The following is an 18304-nucleotide window of genomic DNA, read 5'->3' as shown; positions in this document are numbered from 1 at the left end:
GTCTACGAATCAGCCGCGCGCTCCGTAAGATGGCCGCGTGGCACGACGCCCCCGCACTATCGGCCCCTCTGCTCAGGACCCGGGCTTCAGCCCGCAACACGCGCTGGAGTTGGTGCGCTCCGCGGTGCCACCGGTGCATCCGGCGGGCCGACCGTTCATCGGCGCCGGCCTGGCACTGGCGCTTCTCGGCCGCAGGCATCGATGGGTGCGACGGGCGGGCCTGCTGGCCGCCGGGGCCTGCGCGGGGTTTTTCCGTCACCCGCCGCGGGTGCCACCCACCCGGCCCGGCGCGATCGTCGCACCCGCCGACGGCGAGATCTGTGTGATCGACTTCGCCGCCCCGCCCGCCGAACTGAGCATGGGCGACGCGCCGCTGCCGCGGGTCAGCATCTTCCTGTCGCTGCTGGACGCCCACGTGCAGCGCGCGCCGGTCAGCGGCGAGGTGATCGCGGTTCAGCACCGGGCGGGCCGATTCGGCTCGGCCGACCTGGCCGCAGCGAGCACCGAGAACGAACGCACCAGCCTGCACCTGCGCACCGCCAGCGGCGCGGACGTCGTCGCGGTGCAGGTCGCCGGGTTGCTGGCCCGGCGCATCATCTGCGACGCGCACGCCGGGGACAAGCTGTCGATCGGTGACACCTACGGGCTGATCCGGTTCGGCTCCAGGCTGGACACCTATCTGCCGCCGGGCTCCGAGCCGCTGGTGAAGGTCGGCCAGCGCGCGATCGCCGGCGAGACCGTCCTGGCCGAGCTGCCATGATCAGCAAGCCGCGCGGACGGCCGGCGGTCAACCTGCAGATCCTGCCGAGCGCGATGACGGTGCTCTCCGTGTGCGCGGGGCTGACCTCGATCCGGTTCGCCCTCGAGCACCAGCCCAAGGCCGCGATGGCGCTGATCGCCGCGGCGGCCATCCTGGACGGGCTCGACGGGCGGGTGGCCCGGATCCTGGACGCCCAGTCCCGGATGGGCGAGGAGATCGACTCGCTGGCCGACGCGGTGAACTTCGGCGTGACCCCGGCGATCGTGCTCTACGTGACGCTGCTGACCAATTCGCCGGCCGGCTGGGTGGTGATCCTGCTCTACGCGGTCTGCGTGGTGCTGCGGCTCGCGCGATTCAACGCATTGCAGGACGACGGCAGCCAGCCGTCCTACGCGCACGAGTTCTTCGTCGGCATGCCGGCGCCGGCCGGCGCTATCTCGATGATCGGCCTGATCGGGCTCAAGCTGCAGTTCGGTGACGGCTGGTGGACGTCGCCGCTGTTCCTGTGCATCTGGATCACCGGGACCTCGATCCTGATGGTCAGCAAGATCCCGATGCGCAAGATGCACGCGGTCGCGGTGCCACCGAGTTGGGCGGCGCCGCTGCTGGCGGTCCTGGCGATCTGCGCGGCGGCGGCGGTGCTGGCGCCCTATGTCTTGATCTGGGTGATCATCGTCGCCTATCTGTGCCATGTTCCGTTCGCCATCCGCAACTCGCGCTGGCTGGCCGCGCACCCCGAGGCGTGGGACGACGCACCCAAGCAACGCCGCGCCACCCGGCGGGCGATCCGCCGGGCACAGCCCAATCGCCGGTCGGTGGCGCGGCTTGGCCTGCGCAAGCCGGGCAGGCGCGTGCCGTGAGTCGCTCCGGCGACGATGTACACCGCGCCGGCTCGGCCCGTCAGCTCACGCTGACCGCCCGGCTGAACACCTCCGCCGTCGACTCCCGCCGCGGCGTCATCCGGCTGCATCCGAATGCCATTGCGGCGCTGGGTATTCGGGAATGGGACGCGGTGTCGCTGATCGGGTCGCGCACCACGGCGGCCGTCGCGGGCCTGGCCGGCCCGGACACGCCGGTCGGCACCGTGCTGCTGGACGACGTGACGCTGTCCAACGCGGGGCTGCGCGAGGGCACCGCGGTGGTGGTGGGCACCGTCACCGTCTACGGTGCGCGGTCGGTGACGCTGTCCGGTTCGGCGCTGACCACCCAATCGGTCACGCCGGTCACTTTGCGACAAGCCTTGCTGGGCAAGGTGATTACCGTCGGCGACGCCGTGTCGCTGCTGCCCCGTGACCTGGGCCCGGGCACCTCGACGTCGGAGGCCACCCGCGCGCTGGCCACCGCGGTCGGCATCAGCTGGACCTCGGAGCTGCTGACGGTCACCGGCGTCGACCCGGAGGGGCCGGTGAGCGTGCAGCCCAACTCGCTGGTCACCTGGGGCACCGGCGTGCCGTCCGGTGCCGGGGCCACGCCGCGGATTTCGGTCGAGGTCGCCAGGCCGGAGATGGTCGTCGAGGAACTGAAAGGCACTCAGCCGCAGGCGGCCAAGCTCGTCGAATGGCTCAAGCTCGCACTCGACGAACCGCACCTGCTCAAGACATTGGGCGCCGGAGCCAACCTCGGCGTGCTGGTGTCGGGCCCGGCCGGGGTGGGCAAGGTGACGCTGGTGCGCGCGGTGTGCGGCGACCGCAGGCTGGTCACGCTGGACGGCCCGGAGGTCGGCGCGCTGGGCGCCGAGGACCGGCTCAAGGCCGTGGCTTCGGCGGTGCAGACCGTGCGCGACGGTGGCGGCGTGCTGCTGATCACCGACGTCGACGCCCTGCTGCCGGCCACCGCCGAGCCGGTGGCCTCGCTGATCCTGGGTGAGCTGCGTACTGCGGTCGCCAGCGAGGGTGTCGCCCTGATCGCCACCTCCGCGCGACCCGACCAGCTCGACGCCCGGCTGCGGGCCCCCGACCTGTGCGACCGCGAGCTGGGCCTGCCGCTTCCCGACGCCGGCACCCGCAAAGCGCTGTTGGAGTCGCTGCTGCGCAACGTGCCCACCGCGGATCTCGACCTCGACGAGATCGCTTCGCGGACACCGGGTTTCGTCGTCGCCGACCTGGCCGCGCTGGTGCGCGAGGCGGCGTTGCGGGCGGCGTCGCGGGCCAGCGCCGACGGCCGGCCGCCGGAACTGAAGCAGGAGGACCTGGTCGGTGCGCTCACCGTCATCCGGCCGCTGTCGCGCTCGGCCAGCGAGGAAGTCAGCGTCGGCAACATCACCCTCGATGACGTCGGCGACATGGCCGAGGCCAGGCAGGCGCTGACCGAGGCCGTGTTGTGGCCGTTGCAGCATCCGGACACGTTCGCCCGGCTGGGTGTCGAGCCGCCGCGCGGGGTGCTGCTGTACGGGCCGCCCGGCTGCGGCAAGACCTTCATCGTGCGGGCGCTGGCCAGCACCGGGCAGCTGTCGGTGCACGCCGTCAAGGGCTCCGAACTGATGGACAAATGGGTCGGCAGCTCGGAAAAGGCTGTGCGCGAACTGTTTCGGCGTGCCCGGGATTCGGCGCCGTCGCTGGTCTTCCTCGACGAGGTGGACGCGCTGGCGCCGCGTCGTGGGCAGAGCTTCGATTCGGGGGTGACCGATCGAGTGGTGGCCGCTCTGCTGACCGAGCTCGACGGCGTCGATCCGCTGCGCGACGTGGTCGTGCTGGGCGCCACCAACCGGCCCGATCTCATCGATCCCGCGCTGCTGCGCCCGGGCCGCCTGGAACGGCTGGTCTTCGTCGAGCCGCCCGACGCCGCGGCCCGCGGCGAGATTTTGCGCACGGCAGGTAAATCCATTCCGCTGAGCGCCGACGTCGATCTGGACGAGGTGGCGGCCGGACTCGACGGCTACAGCGCCGCCGACTGCGTGGCGCTGCTGCGGGAGGCCGCGCTGACCGCCATGCGCCGATCCATCGACGCCACCGACGTGACGGCCGCCGACCTCGCGGCGGCGCGCGAAAACGTCCGTCCCTCTTTGGATCCCACGCAGGTCGAGGCGCTACGGGCGTTCGCCAAAGCTCTGTAGCACGGCCAGGGCCGACGCCGCCACGTCCTTTTCCAGCCAGCTCGGCATCGGGTCGTCGTGCGCGTGGCGCCGCACCACGGCGTACGGCAGGTCGGCCACCGCGCGCGCGACGGCGTCGACGGAGCGCGGCTTGGTGTTGCCATACAGTTGGCGGGCCAGCGCCGCGACGCGCTGCGTCAGCGGGGCGTTCATCGCGGCGAGCGTCCGCTGAAAGGCCGCGTCGGGCTCGTCGTCCAGCAGGTCGCCGGGCCGGATCGTCAACAGCAGCCGCGCATCGTCGGGCAGGGCGCGCGCGAAGCCGACGGCGGCCACGGCCATCGCCACGGCGCTGGCCGTCGGGGTATCGCCCTCGGCGGCCAGCGCGCGCGCCTGGAAGCGTTCGAGGGCCCGCAGCCACGCCGCGGTCAGGATGCCGTCGCGGTTGCCGAACCGGTGATACAACGTGCCCGCCGGCGCGCCACTGGCTTTCGCGATGGCCGCCACGCTGGCCGCGCGCGGGCCGCCGTCGAGCACCAGCGCGCGGGCGGCGTCGAGAATCACATCGGTTTCATGCTTCCGCGGAGGTGCCATGATCTAGTACATTCCTTCTATATGGAACGATTACCCTATATCGATGAGCATGCCATAACCATCGACGCCAACCGCGACGACACGTGGGCGGCGCTGCTGCGGGTGATGTGCCGCGACCCGCGCGACCCGTCGACCGTGCCCTTTGGCTTCGTCCTGGACGAGGCCCGACCACCGGCGCGATTCGCGCTCAAGGGCCGCCACTGGTTCGCCGTCTACCGATGGGTCTTCGAGCTGGACGCGCTCGACGGCTCCGCGCGCACCCGGCTGCGGGCGGCCACCTGGGCGGACTTCCCCGGCATCCACGGCAATGCGTACCGCGCGCTGGTGATTGGCACCGGCGGGCACCGTGTCGCCGTGCGGCGAACCCTGAAACGTGTTGCGGCAGCGGTGCTCGACGCGCGGGCCCGGACCGGTGAGACCGCGGCCGATTACGTGGACGTCTTCGAAGTGCCGATCACCGCCGGCGACGCGCGCACGGCCGAACAAGCCTTCCGCGACGGCCTCGGCGACAGGACGGGCGCGGGCGGAAAGCTCGTGCTGTGGATCCACCGCCACGTGCTGCGGTTGCACCTGGGCCCGGCCCGCTCCGAGGGTCACCTGATCGGCTGGCCGATCGTCCGGTCGGACGCCGACGAACTGGTGTTGGCGACGGGCGGCCCGTTGATGCGCGGCGAGTTGACGCTGCGCCGCCTGGACGGCCGGCGGGCGGTGCTCACCACCCGCCTGCACTACCGCCGCCGCATCGCCGCCCGGGCGGTCTGGGCGTTCATCGGCCCGCTGCATCGAATCGTGGCGCCACGGCTGATGCGGCGCAGCGCGAGCCGGGGTCGCGCGCCGGCGGTGCGTACCTAGATTTTGCAGTTTACTGCAATCTTGCTTATAACTGCATATTGTGGCTATCGTGGCCATCCAGGGCGGCAACGAATCGAGGGATCCCTGATGACGGCCACGGAAAACACGGCACTTCCCGTGCACGCGTTCATGAACGACCCGATCGGCTTCTTCGGCCAGTCCTACACGCAGATGCACAGCATCGGCCGCCTCGAGCTGGAAGAGCTGCAGCGCCAGGCCATGCGCATCCGTTTTGCGGAGCATTACCAAAGCATCGAGATCCTGCGCAAGCTAGCCGACCGACTGGACATCAGCGAACTCGATGAATTCAATGATGTTGTGCCGCTGCTGTTCTCGCATACCTCCTTCAAGTCCTACCCGGCGGCGCTGATCGACAAGAAGCGCTTCGACCTGATGACCAAGTGGCTGGACAAGCTCACCAGCTACGACCTGGACGGCATCGACACCACCGGCTGCGCCGGGATCGATGACTGGATCGACCGTCTCGACGCTCAGACTCCCCTGGAGGTCATCACCTCCAGCGGCACCACCGGCACCATCTCGATCCTGCCCAAGGACAAACGCGGCGCCGAAGAAGGCATGACGCTGTGGAAGATCTGCCTATTTCAGACTTTTGGTCACGAACCGACGGAGGCGGAGCTCAACCCGTCGGTCGATGTGGTGTGGCCGAACTTCGCCAGCGGCAAGCTCGGTCATCTGCGCATCGCCGACATGATCAAGCGGGGTTTCACCGGCGGCGACGAGACCAGATTTCACGCGCTGTATCCCTTTGCGGTGGACACCGACCTGATGTTCCTGGCCTCCAAGATGCGGGCGGCGGCGTCGCGTGGCGAACTCGATCGGCTCGAGATCGATCCGGCACTGGCCGCCCGCAAGGACGAGTTCATCGCCATGCAGGCGCGCCAGGCCGAGGACATGGATGCGTTCTTCACCCGCATTACCGACCAGCTGCGCGGGAAGCGGGTGTTCATGCTGGGCACCTACCACCTGATGTACGACATCGCCAAGGCCGGGCTGGACCGCGGCGTGCGCAAGGTCTTCTCTCCCGACTCGGCGATTCTCACCGGCGGCGGCATGAAAGGCGTTGCGCTGCCGGACGATTTCATGGACATCATCAAAGATTTCCTCGGGGTCGACCGCATCCAGGTCGGTTACGGCTTTTCCGAATCGAGCACCTTTCACTGGGGATGCAGCCAGGGCCGCTACCACGTGGCGCCGTGGGTCATCCCATTCGTGCTGGATCCCGACACCAGCGAGCCGCTGCCCAGGACCGGTGTCCAGACCGGCCGCGCCGCCGTGTACGACATCCTGCTGCGCGCCCACTGGGGCGGCGTCATCTCCGGCGACGAGGTCACGATCGACTGGGATCTGCACTGTCCGTGCGGGCAGGCCAGCGTCGCGTTCGAGAAAGACATCATCCGCTACAGCGAGAAGCAGGGCGTTGAGGACGACCGGATCACGTGCGCTGCGACCCAAGAGGTGCACGACGAAGCGGTCAACTTCATGAAGGGCGTGGAGCTGTGATCGCCTACACCGTCCCGCTGTTCTTACGCGGCCAGGTCATCGCCGACGATCTCGTGCCATTCGACACCCGGATCGGCGCCTCGCAATTCCAGGCGCCGGAAATGAGCAAGTACGTCGAGCTCCTACCGCTGAAAAGCCCCGGCCAGATGAGCGACCTCTACGAGCTGAGCTTCGACGAGATCCTCGATGTCCTCGCCGCCCTCGGCGACGCGCTGAACTTCGAAACGAACACCCACCTGCAGGAGGCCTACGAGGCCTCGCTGGTGGCCAACGTATTGCCGGCGGAGATGCTCAAGAACAGCTATCGCGTTCTGCCGCCGCTGTTTTCCCGCGCCAATGTCACCGAAGTCGCCGACACCCAGGTCGGGCTCGATTACTTGAACGGTTGGGTGCCGCACACGCTGAGCGACGGCCGTGAATTGCGGGTGCGTGCGTTCGGGTCGCGCGTGCTGCACATCCCGGCCGGTAACGGCGGCCTGGTCTCGGCGGTGACCATCCTGCGTTCGGTGATCACCCGCTCCGACGTCATCATCAAGGCACCGTCCAACGACCCCCTCACCGCGATCGCCATCGCCCGCACCCTGGCCGATGTCGCGCCGGAGCACCCGATCACCAGGCATCTGGCGGTCGGCTACTGGAAGGGCGGCGATCTGGCCGTCGAGGAAACGCTATACCAGCCTCAGCACATCGAAAAGATCGTGGCCTGGGGCGGATTGGCGTCGGTCAGGCACGTGACCCGCTACATTCAGCCCGGTCTGGAGCTGATCGCGCTGGACCCCAAACGCAGCTCGACCATCATCGGTGCCGAGGCATTCGCGGACGACGAGACCTTGCGCGAGGTGGCCCGCCGCGCGGCGACCGACATCGGCGTGGCCAACCAGGAAGGCTGTGCCAACGCCCGGGTCATCTACGCGCTCACCGGAACCGACGCCGCGGGCCTGGCCAACGCCAACCGGCTCGGCGAACTGATCTACCGCGAACTGGTCAGCCTGCCCGCGGTCGTCAGCACCGCGCCGCGCTATCCCAACCGCGAGCTGCTCGACCATGTCGAGGCCTCGCGGATGGCCGAGGACTTCTATCGCGTCGTCGGCGGCGAACAACGCGAGGGTGCCATCGTCGTCTCTCAAATCGACGAACCGGTCGACTATTCGCCGATGTTGTCAGGTCGTGTCGCCAACATCGTCCCCGTAGATAGCATCGACAAGGTGACCGCCGCGGTGAATGCCTATACGCAGACCATCGGCATCTATCCCGAATCGCTCAAGCGCCGGCTGCGCGACACCTTGCCGTTGTTCGGCGCACAGCGACTGACCAGCCTGGGGTATGCCTGCAGCGTGGCACTCGCCATGCCGCAGGACGCCATCGAGCCGATCCGGCGGATGTGCAAATGGATCGTCGACGAGGAATGCGATCCGAGCGTCGTTGTCCCGCTGTGGCAGGCCGCACCGGCATGACCGACGACCGTCCAACCGCGCTTGACGTCGTCGACGGGATCGACCTGTCCGGCAAGACTTGTGTCGTCACCGGCGCGTCGTCGGGGCTGGGCCGCGAATCGGCCCGGGCGCTTGCCGCCGCGGGGGCGCACGTCATCCTGGCCGCGCGCAATCGGGATGCGCTCTCGGAGGCGGCCCAGTGGATCGCGGCCGAGGTACTCGGCGCCCAGACCTCGACGGTGCAGCTCGACCTCACCGCGCTGTCCTGCGTTCGCGCGGCGGCAAGCGCGATCGGTGACATCACGCCGGTGGTGCACGTGTTGATGAACAACGCAGGCGTCATGTTCACCCCGTTCGGCCGCACCCGGGACGGCTTCGAACTGCAGATCGGGACAAACCATTTCGGGCACTTCGAACTCACCCGGCTGCTCGTCCCTCAGCTCGCCGCCGCCGGCAGCGCCCGGGTGGTGATCCTGTCCTCGGGCGGCCATGTGATGGGTGACGTCGACTTCGACGATCCCAACTGGGAGCGCCGCGAGTACGACAAGTTCGTCGCATACGGCGCCGCCAAGACCGCGAATATCCTGCACGCGGTGGAAGCCGACCGACGCCTGCTCGACTTCGGGATCCGCTCCTACGCAGTGCATCCCGGCACGGTGGCGACCTCGCTCGCGCGGTACATGTCCCGCGAGGACTTCTCGCAGCTGCGTAAGTTCACCGCCGACAACAGCCCCGAGCCCTCCGACGGCTTCCTCGACTTCGTCATGCCCGAACAAGGCGCGGCCACCCAGGTGTGGGCTGCCATCAGCCCCGAACTGGCCGGCCGCGGCGGCCTCTACCTGGAAGACTGCGCGGTCAGCGCCGCGGCACCGCACGCCCGCGACGAGCGGCGCGCCGCCGAGCTGTGGGATCTCTCCGAGAAGCTCTGTGGCACAACATGAGTAGGATCGAGCGGCGAAAGCGCGAGGTGCGGGAGCGGATCCTCACGGCCGCCTTCGATCTGTTCTTGAATCACGGTGTCGGAGCCACCACCATCGAGGAGATCTGCGAACACGCCGACGTGGCGAACCGGACGTTTTTCAATCATTTCGCCACGCGGCAGGACATGATCCGCGCGCTGGCCGAGCAACGGTTGGTCAACCTGCACGATGTGGTGTTCGATCGTGCCGACGAGGCGATCCCGGCGCGGCTTGTGGGTGTGTTCGACGACATCGCCGAGACCCTGGCCGGATCGGGCGACACCTACCGCGAGATGATCGGGGAAATGCTGGCCACCAGTGGCTACGGCATCCAGCGCGGATCGAATCTGCACGACACCTTTGTCGAGCTGGTCAAGGAGGGGGTGGCGCGCGGAGAGGTGAGTGCGCGCCACGACGCACAAACCTTGGCGGACATCATGGTTGGCGCCCTGACCGGGGGCATCCTCAACTGGACTCTGGACCGGGCCTATTCGCTGGACACCAACCTGCACAACCTCGGCGTCGCAGTGGCCGAGTTGCTCACCGCCGACTCCGGTTCATAGCTCGGGAAGCGGCGACCAGTCACGCGACAGCTGTGCGGTGAAACGCGGCGCACGACGTTCGCGGAATGCGTCGACGCCCTCGGCGGCGTCGTCGCCGCCCATCACCCGCTCGTGCAGCAGAGTTTCCAGCGCGGCGACCTGTCGCGGCGTGTAGTGATTGATCGCGCTGTCCCACAGCAGGCGTTTGCACAGCGCCGCCGACATCGGCGCCACGTTGACCGCGATGTCGCGGGCGACGGTCAGCGCATGGTCGAGCACCCGCTCGGCGGGCAACGCGCGGTTGGCGACCCCGAGCGCGGCGGCCTCGGCGCCGCCGAACGTGCGCCCGGTGAGCAGGATGTCGGCGGCCACCCCCAGGGTGGTCAACTGGGTCAGCGTCCAGTGCGACATGCAGTCCGGCAGCACACCCCGGCGAACCTGCACCACACCGTATTTCGCGTCCTCGGCGACGATGCGGATGTCGGCCTGCAGCGCGATGGTCAGCCCGATGCCGATGGCGTGGCCGTTGACCGCGGCGATCACCGGTTTGCGCAACTCGAACGCCGCCGGGGTGATCGGCGAGGCCGAGAACGTGCCGTCGCTCGCGGGTGCGTCGAACGGGCTTGCGTCGCCGGAGAAATCGGCGCCGGCGCAGAAGGCGCGCCCGGCACCGGTCAGCACGATGGCCCGGACATCGTCGTCCCCGTCGCACTCGCGGTACGCGCTGCCCAGCAGCTCGCCCATTTCGGCGGTGTAGGCGTTGAGATGGTCGGGCCGATTGAGCGTGAGTACCGCGACGCCCGAATCGATTTCGACGGTCAGGTCGGGGCTCATGGCAGCGCGGGCACCCGGTGCAGTGCGCCGATCATGTCGGCGACGTCCGCCGGGCGCGCGGTGTAACCCGGGAAGTAACAACACACCTCGTCGGCGTGCTCTCCGAACCGCGCGGCGATCTGCTCGGCACACTGCTCGGGCGTTCCCACGATGCCGATCCGGGCCACCATCTCGTCGGTGATCAGCCCGCGCATCTCGCCGAAGCGGCCCTGCTTGGACAGGGCGTTGAGTTCGGGCTGGACGTCGTCCCAATCCTCGACCTGCAGCACGGGCAGGTACGCCGGCGTGGAGCCGTAGAACGCGATGAGGGAGGCCACCCCGTTGATCGCGGTCGCCAGGTCGGCCTCGTCGCGACCGACGGCAACCATGGCCTGGGCGATGATCTGAAATTCGCTCAACGTCCGCCCCGAGCGGCGCAGCCCCTCACCGATAGCGGGCACGGTGCGCTCGGCGAAGTGACGGGCACTGTTGAACGGCATCACCAACAGGCCGTCGGCAACCTCGGCGGCGGTGCGCGTCATCACCGGGCCCAGCGCACCCAGCAGCACCGGGGGCGGTCCGAACGGGTTGGGGCCGGGGTTGAAGTTGGGCGCCATGATGGTGTGCGTGTAGAACTCGCCGCGGAAGTCCAAGCGGGCCTTGCCTTCCCACGCGGCGAAGATCGCCTTGATCGCGCCGATGGCTTCGGCCATCCGCGGCGCGGGCCTGCCCCAGCTGCTGCCGTAGCGTTTCTCGATGTGCACCTTGATCTGGGACCCGAGGCCGAGCCGGAACCGGCCGCCGCTGTAGAGCTGCAGGTCGTAGGCGGAGTGCGCCATGTGTAACGGGCTGCGCGGCGGGGCGATCGCCACATTGGTCATCAGGTCCAGGCCGGTTGTCCCGGCGGCGATCAGCAGCGGGAAGAAGACGTCGTGCTGGCCCTCGAAGGTGAACAACCCGTCCGCGCCCGTCGCGGCGATCTCGGCGGCACTCGCCGCCGCCTGCGCCGGTGAACCGCTGACCTGAAGCTGTACCTTCATGCACCCATCCTTACCCTGCCCGGTCATTCGGAAAGCTGAAACTCGACCACCTCGGCCACCGCGTCCACGGCCTCACGCAACGCGACGAGGCGGGCGGCGGCCGTCGGCGCCGACAGCACCGAATAGCGGTCGGCCGTGCCGATCGGGATGCGAGATGCCAACGCGAACAGGCGTTTTCCCGCCGGACCGCCCCGGCCGTCGCCCAGGATCACCTCGCGGCCGGGGAGCTTGATGTCGCGCGCCTGCGCGATCCGCTCGAACAGCGCCATGGCCCGGTCTTCGACGTCGAGCAGCTGAACGTCCGTCACCGCACCGCCGGGTTCGTCGGGCCACGGCGTGATCGTCGCCCGGGGATACGGGTCGTCGGGCAACCACTCGGACACCCGAATGCGGTCCCCGGTACGGCAATTCAGCACGTAACGCCCGCCGCCCTGGTCGACGCATTCGATGATCCGGGACAGGACGCCGACGTCGCAGCGCGCATCGCCGCCACCGACCTCACGCCCGCGCGAGATCAGTACCACCCCGAACGGGTCGCCGGTGTCCATGCAGTGCCGCACCAGCGCGCCATAGCGCGGCTCGAAGATCCGCAACGGCAGGTCCTGGTCGGGCAGCAGCGCCGACTCCAGCGGAAACATCGCCAGCTCAAGGGGTTCCGTCATCAGATGTCCAGTTCGGCCACCAGTGCATCGACGACCGCCCGCAGGTCGCCGTCGTGTTCCTCGGCCACCCGGCGCTGCCGCTGATAGGAGGCGCCCTGCCGTGGGATGTCGGCCACCGCGGCCAGCTCGTCGACGCAGTTCAACTTCTTGGCCACCGGCTCCAGCCGGTTCAGCACGTCGTCGAGATCCTCGGTGACCAATCGCTCGTTGCTGTCGGCGTCCAGGATGATCACCGCGTCCAGGCCGTAGCGGGCGGCGCGCCACTTGTTCTCCTGGTTATGCCAGGGCGGCATGCTCGGCAGCGACTCGTCGGCTTCCAGCCGGCGATCCAGATCGACCACCAGGCAGTGCGTCAGCGCGACCAGCGCCCCCAGCTCGCGCAGGTTGGACACGCCGTCGCAGATCCGCATTTCGAGCGTGCCCAGGTGCGGGGAAGGCCTGATGTCCCAACGCACTTCGTCGACGTGGTCGATGATGCCGGTCTTCTTCTGGTCGTAGACGAAGCGTTCGAATTCCGCCCATGTCTGGAATTGGAACGGCAGCCCCGCGGTGGGCAGCTGTTGAAACATCATCGCCCGGTTGCTGGCGTACCCGGTGTCCACAGCCGTCCACCACGGCGACGACGCCGACAGCGCCAGCAGGTGCGGGTAGTAGTTCAGCAGCGACGTCATGATCGGCATCACCTTGTTCGGCGACGAGATGCCGACGTGCACGTGCACACCCCAGATCAGCATCTGCCGCCCCCACCATTGGGTGCGCTTGATCAGTTCGGCGTAGCGCGGTGCGTCGGTCAGCTTCTGAGAAGTCCACTGCGCGAACGGGTGTGCGCCGGCGCAGAACAGCTCCATGCCCCGCTCCCGCACGACGCGGCGCGCCGGGCCCAGGGTCTGCCGCAGATCCTCCATGGCCTCGCCCGCGGAGCGGCAGATGCCGGTGACCACCTCGACGGTGTTGCGCAGCAATTCCTTGTGTACACGCGGGTTTTCGCCGATCTCGGCGATCACCGCGGTGGCCTCGTTGCTCAGGTCGCGGGTGTGCGCGTCGACGAGGGCGAACTCCCACTCGACCCCGAGGGTCGGCCGTGCCGAACGGGCGAAGTCGATGTGGGTGTTGGCCCTGTTAGCCGGCACCGATGACACCGCACGCCACCCGCTTGCCGGGGTCACCGGTACTCATCGTCATGTCGTTGGGGCCCGGATTGGTCTGGTTGTTGCTCGCGGATGTTGGGGTGTTGGCGGAGTTGGCCGCACCGGCGTGAATGATGATCGCGGTCTTCTGCCCGGTGAGCAGATCCTGCATGGCGAACGCGTCGGTGGTGGTCATCAGCGTTCCCGAGCCGTCCTTGCGCACCTGCAAGGAGGGTAGGGCTCCACTGGCGGGCTCGGCGGTGTGCCCGGGCGCCTGGAAGTGGTCACCGGCGGACAGGAAGTCGCCGGGCGCGCCGCCGGTCGGGGCGACCGAGTTGGGCTCGCACTTGCCGACCTTGTGGATGTGCACGTCGTGGAACCCCGGCGTGAGCACGCCGTCGGCGGTCGTCTCGATGGTGACGGTGGCGTAGCCGTTGTTGAATTCGAACCTGGCGGTGGCCACCTCGGTGCCGTCGGGCGCCTTCAGGTGCGTGATGATGCTCGGCGCCGTCGCGGGCCCGGGCTCCGCAGCTTTGGCGGCCGACGGCGACGGTGATCCGGTCCAGATCGCAGGGGTGGTGCCCGGAACCGACGACACGTGCTCGGGTGACGAGCAGGCACCCAGCAGCACGACGCCACCGGCCAGAACCAGAGGCAGCTTACGCATAGCCAGCAGCCTATCGCCTAGCTAGCCCGCGACAAGGACGATGACACCCGGCGGCTCGCCGCTGAGTGCGGGGATTCGCGGTTCGACGGGCGCGCCCAGATTCTTGCCCACCGCATCGGCGGTGGCGTGCTCGTCGCCGGCGTCGGTGTAGTAGACCGTGGTGGCCGAGACGTCGGGTACCGCCATGTTGTCCACCTTGGTGACTTTGAACCCGGCGGACGTCAGCTGGTCCTTGGTGCGCGCGGCGACACCCTCTTTCGAGGAGATGTTGTAGATCTGCACTTCGGCCTGGGTGCTGGCCGGCTTGTTGGTCGGTGACGCCGACGCCGTGCTGGTGGCACTCGCGCTGGACCCCGCCGACGCCGAATCGTCGTCAGAGCTCCCCGACGAACCCAGGGCCTGCCAACCGAGCAGCAGGAAAATGACGCCGAGGAACAGCAGCACCATCACCATGGCCCGGAGGGGCAGCCCGGTGGAGTCGGGAACTCGTTCTTTCATCGAGCCCTACTGTAACGAGTCAGGTCACCTCGAAGCCGAGGCGCCGCGCCGCACGTGCCTTCTGCCTGCTGGCGCGCAGCCGGCGCAGCCGTTTCACCAGCATCGGGTCGGCGGCCAGCGCTTCGGGCCGATCGACGAGCGCGTTGAGCACTTGGTAGTAACGCGTCGCCGACATGGAGAACAACTCCTTGATGGCGTCTTCCTTCACACCGGCGAACTTCCACCACTGGCGCTCGAAGGCCAGGATGTCGTGCTCGCGGCGGGTCAGCCCATCTGCGATCTCAGAGTCGTCCCCCGATCGATTTGCCCGCGCCATGGCGCTGTCCATATCGCTTCCCCTGGACCCTTTCGGCGAATTCCGAACTGCTCGAATGACTTGACTTAGCTAAGGGCGTCTTTCGGCGAATATTGAAACACGCGCCAAACCCTCAAGCCGTCATCCAGACCCGCGAGTCGGCCGATTGGCCAAGATTGCCCAGACTGCGATCGCAGGCTGGGCGGCCCACGGGCGTGCGGTAGCTTAGCCGACCATGGCAGTCGTTCCGATCCGCATCGTGGGAGATCCCGTCCTGCATACCCCGACACAGCCGGTGCCGGTCGCTGCCGACGGTTCACTGCCGGCGGATCTGGCCGAGTTGATCGCGAACCTGTACGACACCATGGACGCCGCGCACGGGGTGGGCCTGGCGGCCAACCAGATCGGGGTCGGCCTGCGGGTGTTCGTCTACGACTGCGCCGACGACCGGGGCCTTACCGAGCGCCGCCGCGGTGTCGTCGTCAACCCGGTCCTGGAAACCTCCGAGATTCCCGAGACCATGCCCGACCCCGACAACGACGACGAAGGCTGCCTGTCGGTGCCCGGCGAGTCCTTCCCGACCGGCCGCGCCAAGTGGGCCCGCGTCACCGGACTCGACGGCGACGGCCAACCGGTCTCCATCGAAGGCAACGACCTGTTTGCGCGGATGCTGCAGCACGAGACCGGGCACCTGGACGGCTTCCTCTATCTGGACCGCCTCATCGGCCGGCACGCCCGCAGCGCGAAACGTGCCGTCAAATCCCACAACTGGGGCGTTCCCGGCCTCTCCTGGATGCCCGGCGAGGGACCGGACCCGTTCGGTCACTGATGGTTTCGTGGCCCGACCCCGGAACCCGGGTGACGGTTCGCTACCGCCGCCCGGCCGGTTCGGTGCCGCCGTTGACCGATGCGGTCGGTCACCTGCTGGCGGTCGACCCGATGGTGCGGGTGCAGACGAAGACCGGCGCGGTCGTCGAGTTCGCGCCCTCCGACGCGGTCGCGCTGCGGGTGCTCACCGACACCCCCATCCGCACCTCGCAGATCCGCGCGCTCGAGCATGCCGCAGCCGCGGCCTGGCCGGGCGCGGAGCACTCCTGGCTGGACGGCTGGCTGCTGCGGGCGGGCCGCGGCGTCGGGCTCGCCGCGAATTCCGCGGTGCCGCTGGATCTTTCGGCCCAGGTGAGCACCGTCCCGGCGATCGTCGACTGGTATGAACGCCGGGGCCTGACGCCACGACTGGCCCTGCCGGATCGGGTGCTGCCGTTGCCGCCCGGGCTGACCGGCGAACACACGGAACGGGTTGTGGTGCGCGATCTTTCCGACGCGCAAGCCCACGATGCCGGTCCGTCGGTTGCCGTGTCAGCGCGCCCCGACGACGCCTGGCTGCGGGCATCCGGCGGCGACATTCCGGTCGACGTGCTCACCGCGGTCGTCGACGGTGAGCTCGCGTTCGCACGGCACGGCGACGCGGCGGTAGCGCGCGCCGCGGTGACCGGCGCACCCGATGGTGTGCGCTGGGTGGGCATCTCGTGCGTGCGCTCCGCGGATGGCGCCGACGAGCGGACGGTGGTGGACCTGTGCGAGGCGTTGCTGGCGTGGGGCGCCTGGCGCGGCGCGACGCGCGGCTACCTGCGGGTCCCCGACACCGGCGCGACGACGCTCGCCGCGGCGCTGGGATTCCGGCTGCACCACCGCCGCCGCTACGTCCCGGTGCGCCCCGGCGGCTGGGATAGCGTCTAGCCATGCCCGACGGAACGACTGACGGCGGCGACCCGTCGCGCCTGCGGCTGGCCACCTGGAACGTCAACTCGATTCGCTCCCGGCTGCCCCGCGTCATCGACTGGCTGGCCCGCGCCGAGGTCGACGTGCTGGCGATGCAGGAGACCAAATGCTCCGACAGCCAGTTCCCCGCCCTGCCGTTCTTCGAACTCGGCTACGAGGTGGCCCACGTCGGTTTCAATCAGTGGAACGGCGTGGCGATCGCGTCGCGCGTCGGCCTCGACGATGTGCAGATCGGATTCGACGGCCAGCCCAGCTGGAGCAGCAAGCCCGAAGTCGCCGCCGCCGCGGAGGCCCGCGCCCTGGCCGCCACGTGCGGTGGTGTCCGGATGTGGAGCCTTTACGTTCCCAACGGCCGCGCCCTGGGCGACCCACACTACACGTATAAGCTCGAATGGCTTGCGGCACTGCGTGATTCGGCGCACGGCTGGTTAAGCGACGATCCCAACGCCGCGATCGCACTGGCCGGCGACTGGAACATCGCCCCGCAAGACGACGACGTCTGGAGCATGGAGTTCTTTGCCGGCGCCACGCATGTCTCGGAGCCGGAGCGCCGCGCGTTCCAGGCCATCGTCGAGGCGCAATTCGCCGACGTGGTGCGCCCTTTCGCGCCAGGTCCCGGGGTCTACACCTATTGGGACTACACCCGGCTGCGGTTCCCGAAGCGACAGGGCATGCGCATCGATTTCATCCTGGGCTCACCGGCTTTGGCGAGCCGGGTGACCGACGCGCAGATCGTCCGCGAAGAACGCAAGGGCAAGGCGGCCAGCGATCACGCTCCCGTGCTCATCGATGTGAGGCGCGACTAGCCACGCCCATCACGCCACGGCGCCACATTAAGCTCGGGCAAATTCGGTGCGGCTTCTCGTTGTCTGCGCGATGGCTTGGTGGCAGGCTTTAAAAATCAGTAGCAAGAGCAGGGAGTCATCATGAGTGTCATCGGCGGAGCAGTCCGAGGCGTGAGTCAGGCGGTGAACCGCGCGGCGACCGCGACGACCGCGGCCGCCGGTGCCGTGGGTGGCGCGGCGGTCAACGGAGTCATCGGCGGCGTCACCGGCGCCGCGGAGGGCGTCAAGCGCGGGATGAACAGCGGTAGCCACTCGGCGCCCGCGGCCGCGCTGGCCTTCGGCGCGCTGGGCGTCGCCGGATTGGTGGAGTGGCCGCTGCTGCTGGCGGTCGGCGGCAGCGTCCTGCTGTTGCAGAAGCTGAGCCGCAAGGAGGAGGCCGAGCCCCGCGCGGTCAAGGCGAACCTCAAAGCGGTGCCGGCGGAGTCGGCGCCGCGGAAGTCGACGCCGGCGAAAGCCCCCAGCAAGTCGACGGCCAAGAAAACGGCCGGACGCCGGGCGGGCTCCACGGGGCTGCGCAGCACCAATTAGGCGAACCGGCTATTGATCAGCCGATCGCTTCGATCTACACCGCCGAAGCCGCGTGCGGCAACGGCCAGCGCACCACGCGACGATCTTTGGCGTGCGCGGACGGGTTCGGGCAGATCGGCCCCCGAACCACCCGGGGGCGTGCGTTCGCGCCGCGACGAGGCGCCCGATCGCTGTGCCGAATCTCGACAACCCCCACGCGCCACAAGAGCGCATAGAGTTCGACTAGCGGCACCTTCAGCACCGAAGCAACCGACGAAACTAGCGGATCGCCCCCGGTGTCGGTCATCGTCGACATAAGTCCGACGGTGGACGCGCGACCCAGCGAGACGGGAAACCCTTCGTTACCGAAAGGCAA

General features: G+C 68.8%; 21 protein-coding genes. 12 read left to right on the top strand and 9 right to left on the bottom strand.

Annotation, left to right across the window (positions count from 1 at the left end):
• Positions 1 to 37 precede the first annotated feature (37 nt).
• From A5732_RS11775 to A5732_RS11765, 3 genes are read left to right on the top strand one after another with little or no spacing between them, the layout of a single operon-like run.
• Positions 38 to 760, top strand: coding sequence for a phosphatidylserine decarboxylase (locus tag A5732_RS11775; protein ID WP_076053421.1), 723 nt, complete (start codon positions 38 to 40; stop codon positions 758 to 760).
• Entirely contained in the window at positions 757 to 1620 is an 864-nt protein-coding gene (gene pssA / locus A5732_RS11770) for a CDP-diacylglycerol--serine O-phosphatidyltransferase (protein ID WP_076053419.1), read from the top strand. The genes A5732_RS11775 and pssA overlap by 4 nt, the downstream gene beginning before the upstream one ends.
• Complete coding sequence (locus A5732_RS11765; RefSeq protein WP_076053417.1) at positions 1617 to 3812, top strand: AAA family ATPase; 2196 nt, start codon at positions 1617 to 1619, stop codon at positions 3810 to 3812. The genes pssA and A5732_RS11765 overlap by 4 nt, the downstream gene beginning before the upstream one ends.
• Here A5732_RS11765 and A5732_RS11760 read toward each other — a convergent pair.
• Positions 3786 to 4382 carry a TetR/AcrR family transcriptional regulator gene (locus tag A5732_RS11760; RefSeq protein WP_076053415.1) on the bottom strand — a complete coding sequence of 199 codons (597 nt, stop codon included), beginning with the start codon at positions 4380 to 4382 and terminating at the stop codon, positions 3786 to 3788. The two genes, A5732_RS11765 and A5732_RS11760, sit on opposite strands and share 27 nt — an antisense overlap.
• 21 nt (positions 4383 to 4403) lie before the next feature.
• Here A5732_RS11760 and A5732_RS11755 point away from each other — a divergent pair, with 21 nt between their 5' ends.
• The 5 genes from A5732_RS11755 (at position 4404) to A5732_RS11735 (ending at position 9713) form a co-directional block, all read left to right on the top strand.
• Positions 4404 to 5234, top strand: a complete 831-nt coding sequence (locus A5732_RS11755) for a DUF2867 domain-containing protein (RefSeq protein ID WP_076102288.1) — start codon at positions 4404 to 4406, stop codon at positions 5232 to 5234.
• Positions 5235 to 5321: 87 nt separating this feature from the next.
• A complete protein-coding gene (locus A5732_RS11750) occupies positions 5322 to 6758 on the top strand; it encodes a hypothetical protein (RefSeq protein ID WP_076053411.1) in 1437 nt (478 codons plus the stop codon).
• Entirely contained in the window at positions 6755 to 8212 is a 1458-nt protein-coding gene (locus A5732_RS11745) for an acyl-CoA reductase (protein ID WP_081396031.1), read from the top strand. The genes A5732_RS11750 and A5732_RS11745 overlap by 4 nt, the downstream gene beginning before the upstream one ends.
• A complete protein-coding gene (locus tag A5732_RS11740) occupies positions 8209 to 9132 on the top strand; it encodes an SDR family NAD(P)-dependent oxidoreductase (protein ID WP_076102361.1) in 924 nt (307 codons plus the stop codon). The genes A5732_RS11745 and A5732_RS11740 overlap by 4 nt, the downstream gene beginning before the upstream one ends.
• A complete protein-coding gene (locus A5732_RS11735) occupies positions 9129 to 9713 on the top strand; it encodes a TetR/AcrR family transcriptional regulator (RefSeq protein WP_076053409.1) in 585 nt (194 codons plus the stop codon). The genes A5732_RS11740 and A5732_RS11735 overlap by 4 nt, the downstream gene beginning before the upstream one ends.
• Here the strand turns inward: A5732_RS11735 and A5732_RS11730 are convergent.
• Genes A5732_RS11730 through A5732_RS11700 form a run of 7 tightly spaced genes read right to left on the bottom strand, consistent with a single transcriptional unit; the run spans position 9708 to position 14827 of the window.
• Positions 9708 to 10526, bottom strand: a complete 819-nt coding sequence (locus A5732_RS11730; RefSeq protein WP_076102287.1) for an enoyl-CoA hydratase-related protein — start codon at positions 10524 to 10526, stop codon at positions 9708 to 9710. The two genes, A5732_RS11735 and A5732_RS11730, sit on opposite strands and share 6 nt — an antisense overlap.
• Positions 10523 to 11545, bottom strand: a complete 1023-nt coding sequence (locus tag A5732_RS11725) for a TIGR03617 family F420-dependent LLM class oxidoreductase (RefSeq protein ID WP_076102286.1) — start codon at positions 11543 to 11545, stop codon at positions 10523 to 10525. Before A5732_RS11725 ends, A5732_RS11730 begins: the two co-directional genes overlap by 4 nt.
• 23 nt (positions 11546 to 11568) lie before the next feature.
• A complete protein-coding gene (locus tag A5732_RS11720) occupies positions 11569 to 12207 on the bottom strand; it encodes an LON peptidase substrate-binding domain-containing protein (RefSeq protein ID WP_076102285.1) in 639 nt (212 codons plus the stop codon).
• A complete protein-coding gene (locus tag A5732_RS11715) occupies positions 12207 to 13346 on the bottom strand; it encodes a glutamate--cysteine ligase (RefSeq protein WP_371915813.1) in 1140 nt (379 codons plus the stop codon). The genes A5732_RS11720 and A5732_RS11715 overlap by 1 nt, the downstream gene beginning before the upstream one ends.
• Positions 13327 to 14001 (bottom strand): superoxide dismutase[Cu-Zn], encoded by a 675-nt coding sequence (sodC, locus tag A5732_RS11710; RefSeq protein WP_076053399.1) that lies wholly within the window; start codon positions 13999 to 14001, stop codon positions 13327 to 13329. The genes A5732_RS11715 and sodC overlap by 20 nt, the downstream gene beginning before the upstream one ends.
• A 21-nt stretch (positions 14002 to 14022) precedes the next feature.
• Positions 14023 to 14499 (bottom strand): LytR C-terminal domain-containing protein, encoded by a 477-nt coding sequence (locus A5732_RS11705; protein ID WP_076102284.1) that lies wholly within the window; start codon positions 14497 to 14499, stop codon positions 14023 to 14025.
• Positions 14500 to 14518: 19 nt separating this feature from the next.
• The gene (locus A5732_RS11700) at positions 14519 to 14827 is read right to left on the bottom strand and encodes a DUF3263 domain-containing protein (protein ID WP_007768412.1); all 309 of its coding nucleotides are present in this window, start codon (positions 14825 to 14827) and stop codon (positions 14519 to 14521) included.
• A gap of 202 nt (positions 14828 to 15029) precedes the next feature.
• On the opposite strand from A5732_RS11700, the gene A5732_RS11695 reads away from it, so the two are divergent.
• The 4 genes from A5732_RS11695 (at position 15030) to A5732_RS11680 (ending at position 17949) form a co-directional block, all read left to right on the top strand.
• A complete protein-coding gene (locus A5732_RS11695; protein WP_064950674.1) occupies positions 15030 to 15623 on the top strand; it encodes a peptide deformylase in 594 nt (197 codons plus the stop codon).
• The gene (locus A5732_RS11690) at positions 15623 to 16534 is read left to right on the top strand and encodes an N-acetylglutamate synthase, CG3035 family (protein ID WP_076102283.1); all 912 of its coding nucleotides are present in this window, start codon (positions 15623 to 15625) and stop codon (positions 16532 to 16534) included. The genes A5732_RS11695 and A5732_RS11690 overlap by 1 nt, the downstream gene beginning before the upstream one ends.
• A gap of 41 nt (positions 16535 to 16575) precedes the next feature.
• Entirely contained in the window at positions 16576 to 17382 is an 807-nt protein-coding gene (locus A5732_RS11685) for an exodeoxyribonuclease III (RefSeq protein WP_171975012.1), read from the top strand.
• 120 nt (positions 17383 to 17502) lie between these two features.
• Positions 17503 to 17949: a hypothetical protein gene (locus tag A5732_RS11680; RefSeq protein WP_076102282.1), complete on the top strand. Its 447-nt coding sequence runs from the start codon at positions 17503 to 17505 to the stop codon at positions 17947 to 17949.
• Positions 17950 to 17983: 34 nt separating this feature from the next.
• Here the strand turns inward: A5732_RS11680 and A5732_RS11675 are convergent, their stop codons facing one another.
• Entirely contained in the window at positions 17984 to 18235 is a 252-nt protein-coding gene (locus tag A5732_RS11675) for an Rv1535 domain-containing protein (RefSeq protein WP_076053427.1), read from the bottom strand.
• Positions 18236 to 18304: the final 69 nt, after the last annotated feature.

Origin of the sequence: Mycobacterium colombiense (assembly GCF_001953985.1) — a bacterium.
In the GTDB taxonomy this organism is placed as follows: Bacteria; Actinomycetota; Actinomycetes; order Mycobacteriales; family Mycobacteriaceae; genus Mycobacterium; species Mycobacterium colombiense_B.
Note: the sequence above shows the minus strand (reverse complement) of the source record. Positions and strands in the feature narration are given on the sequence as shown.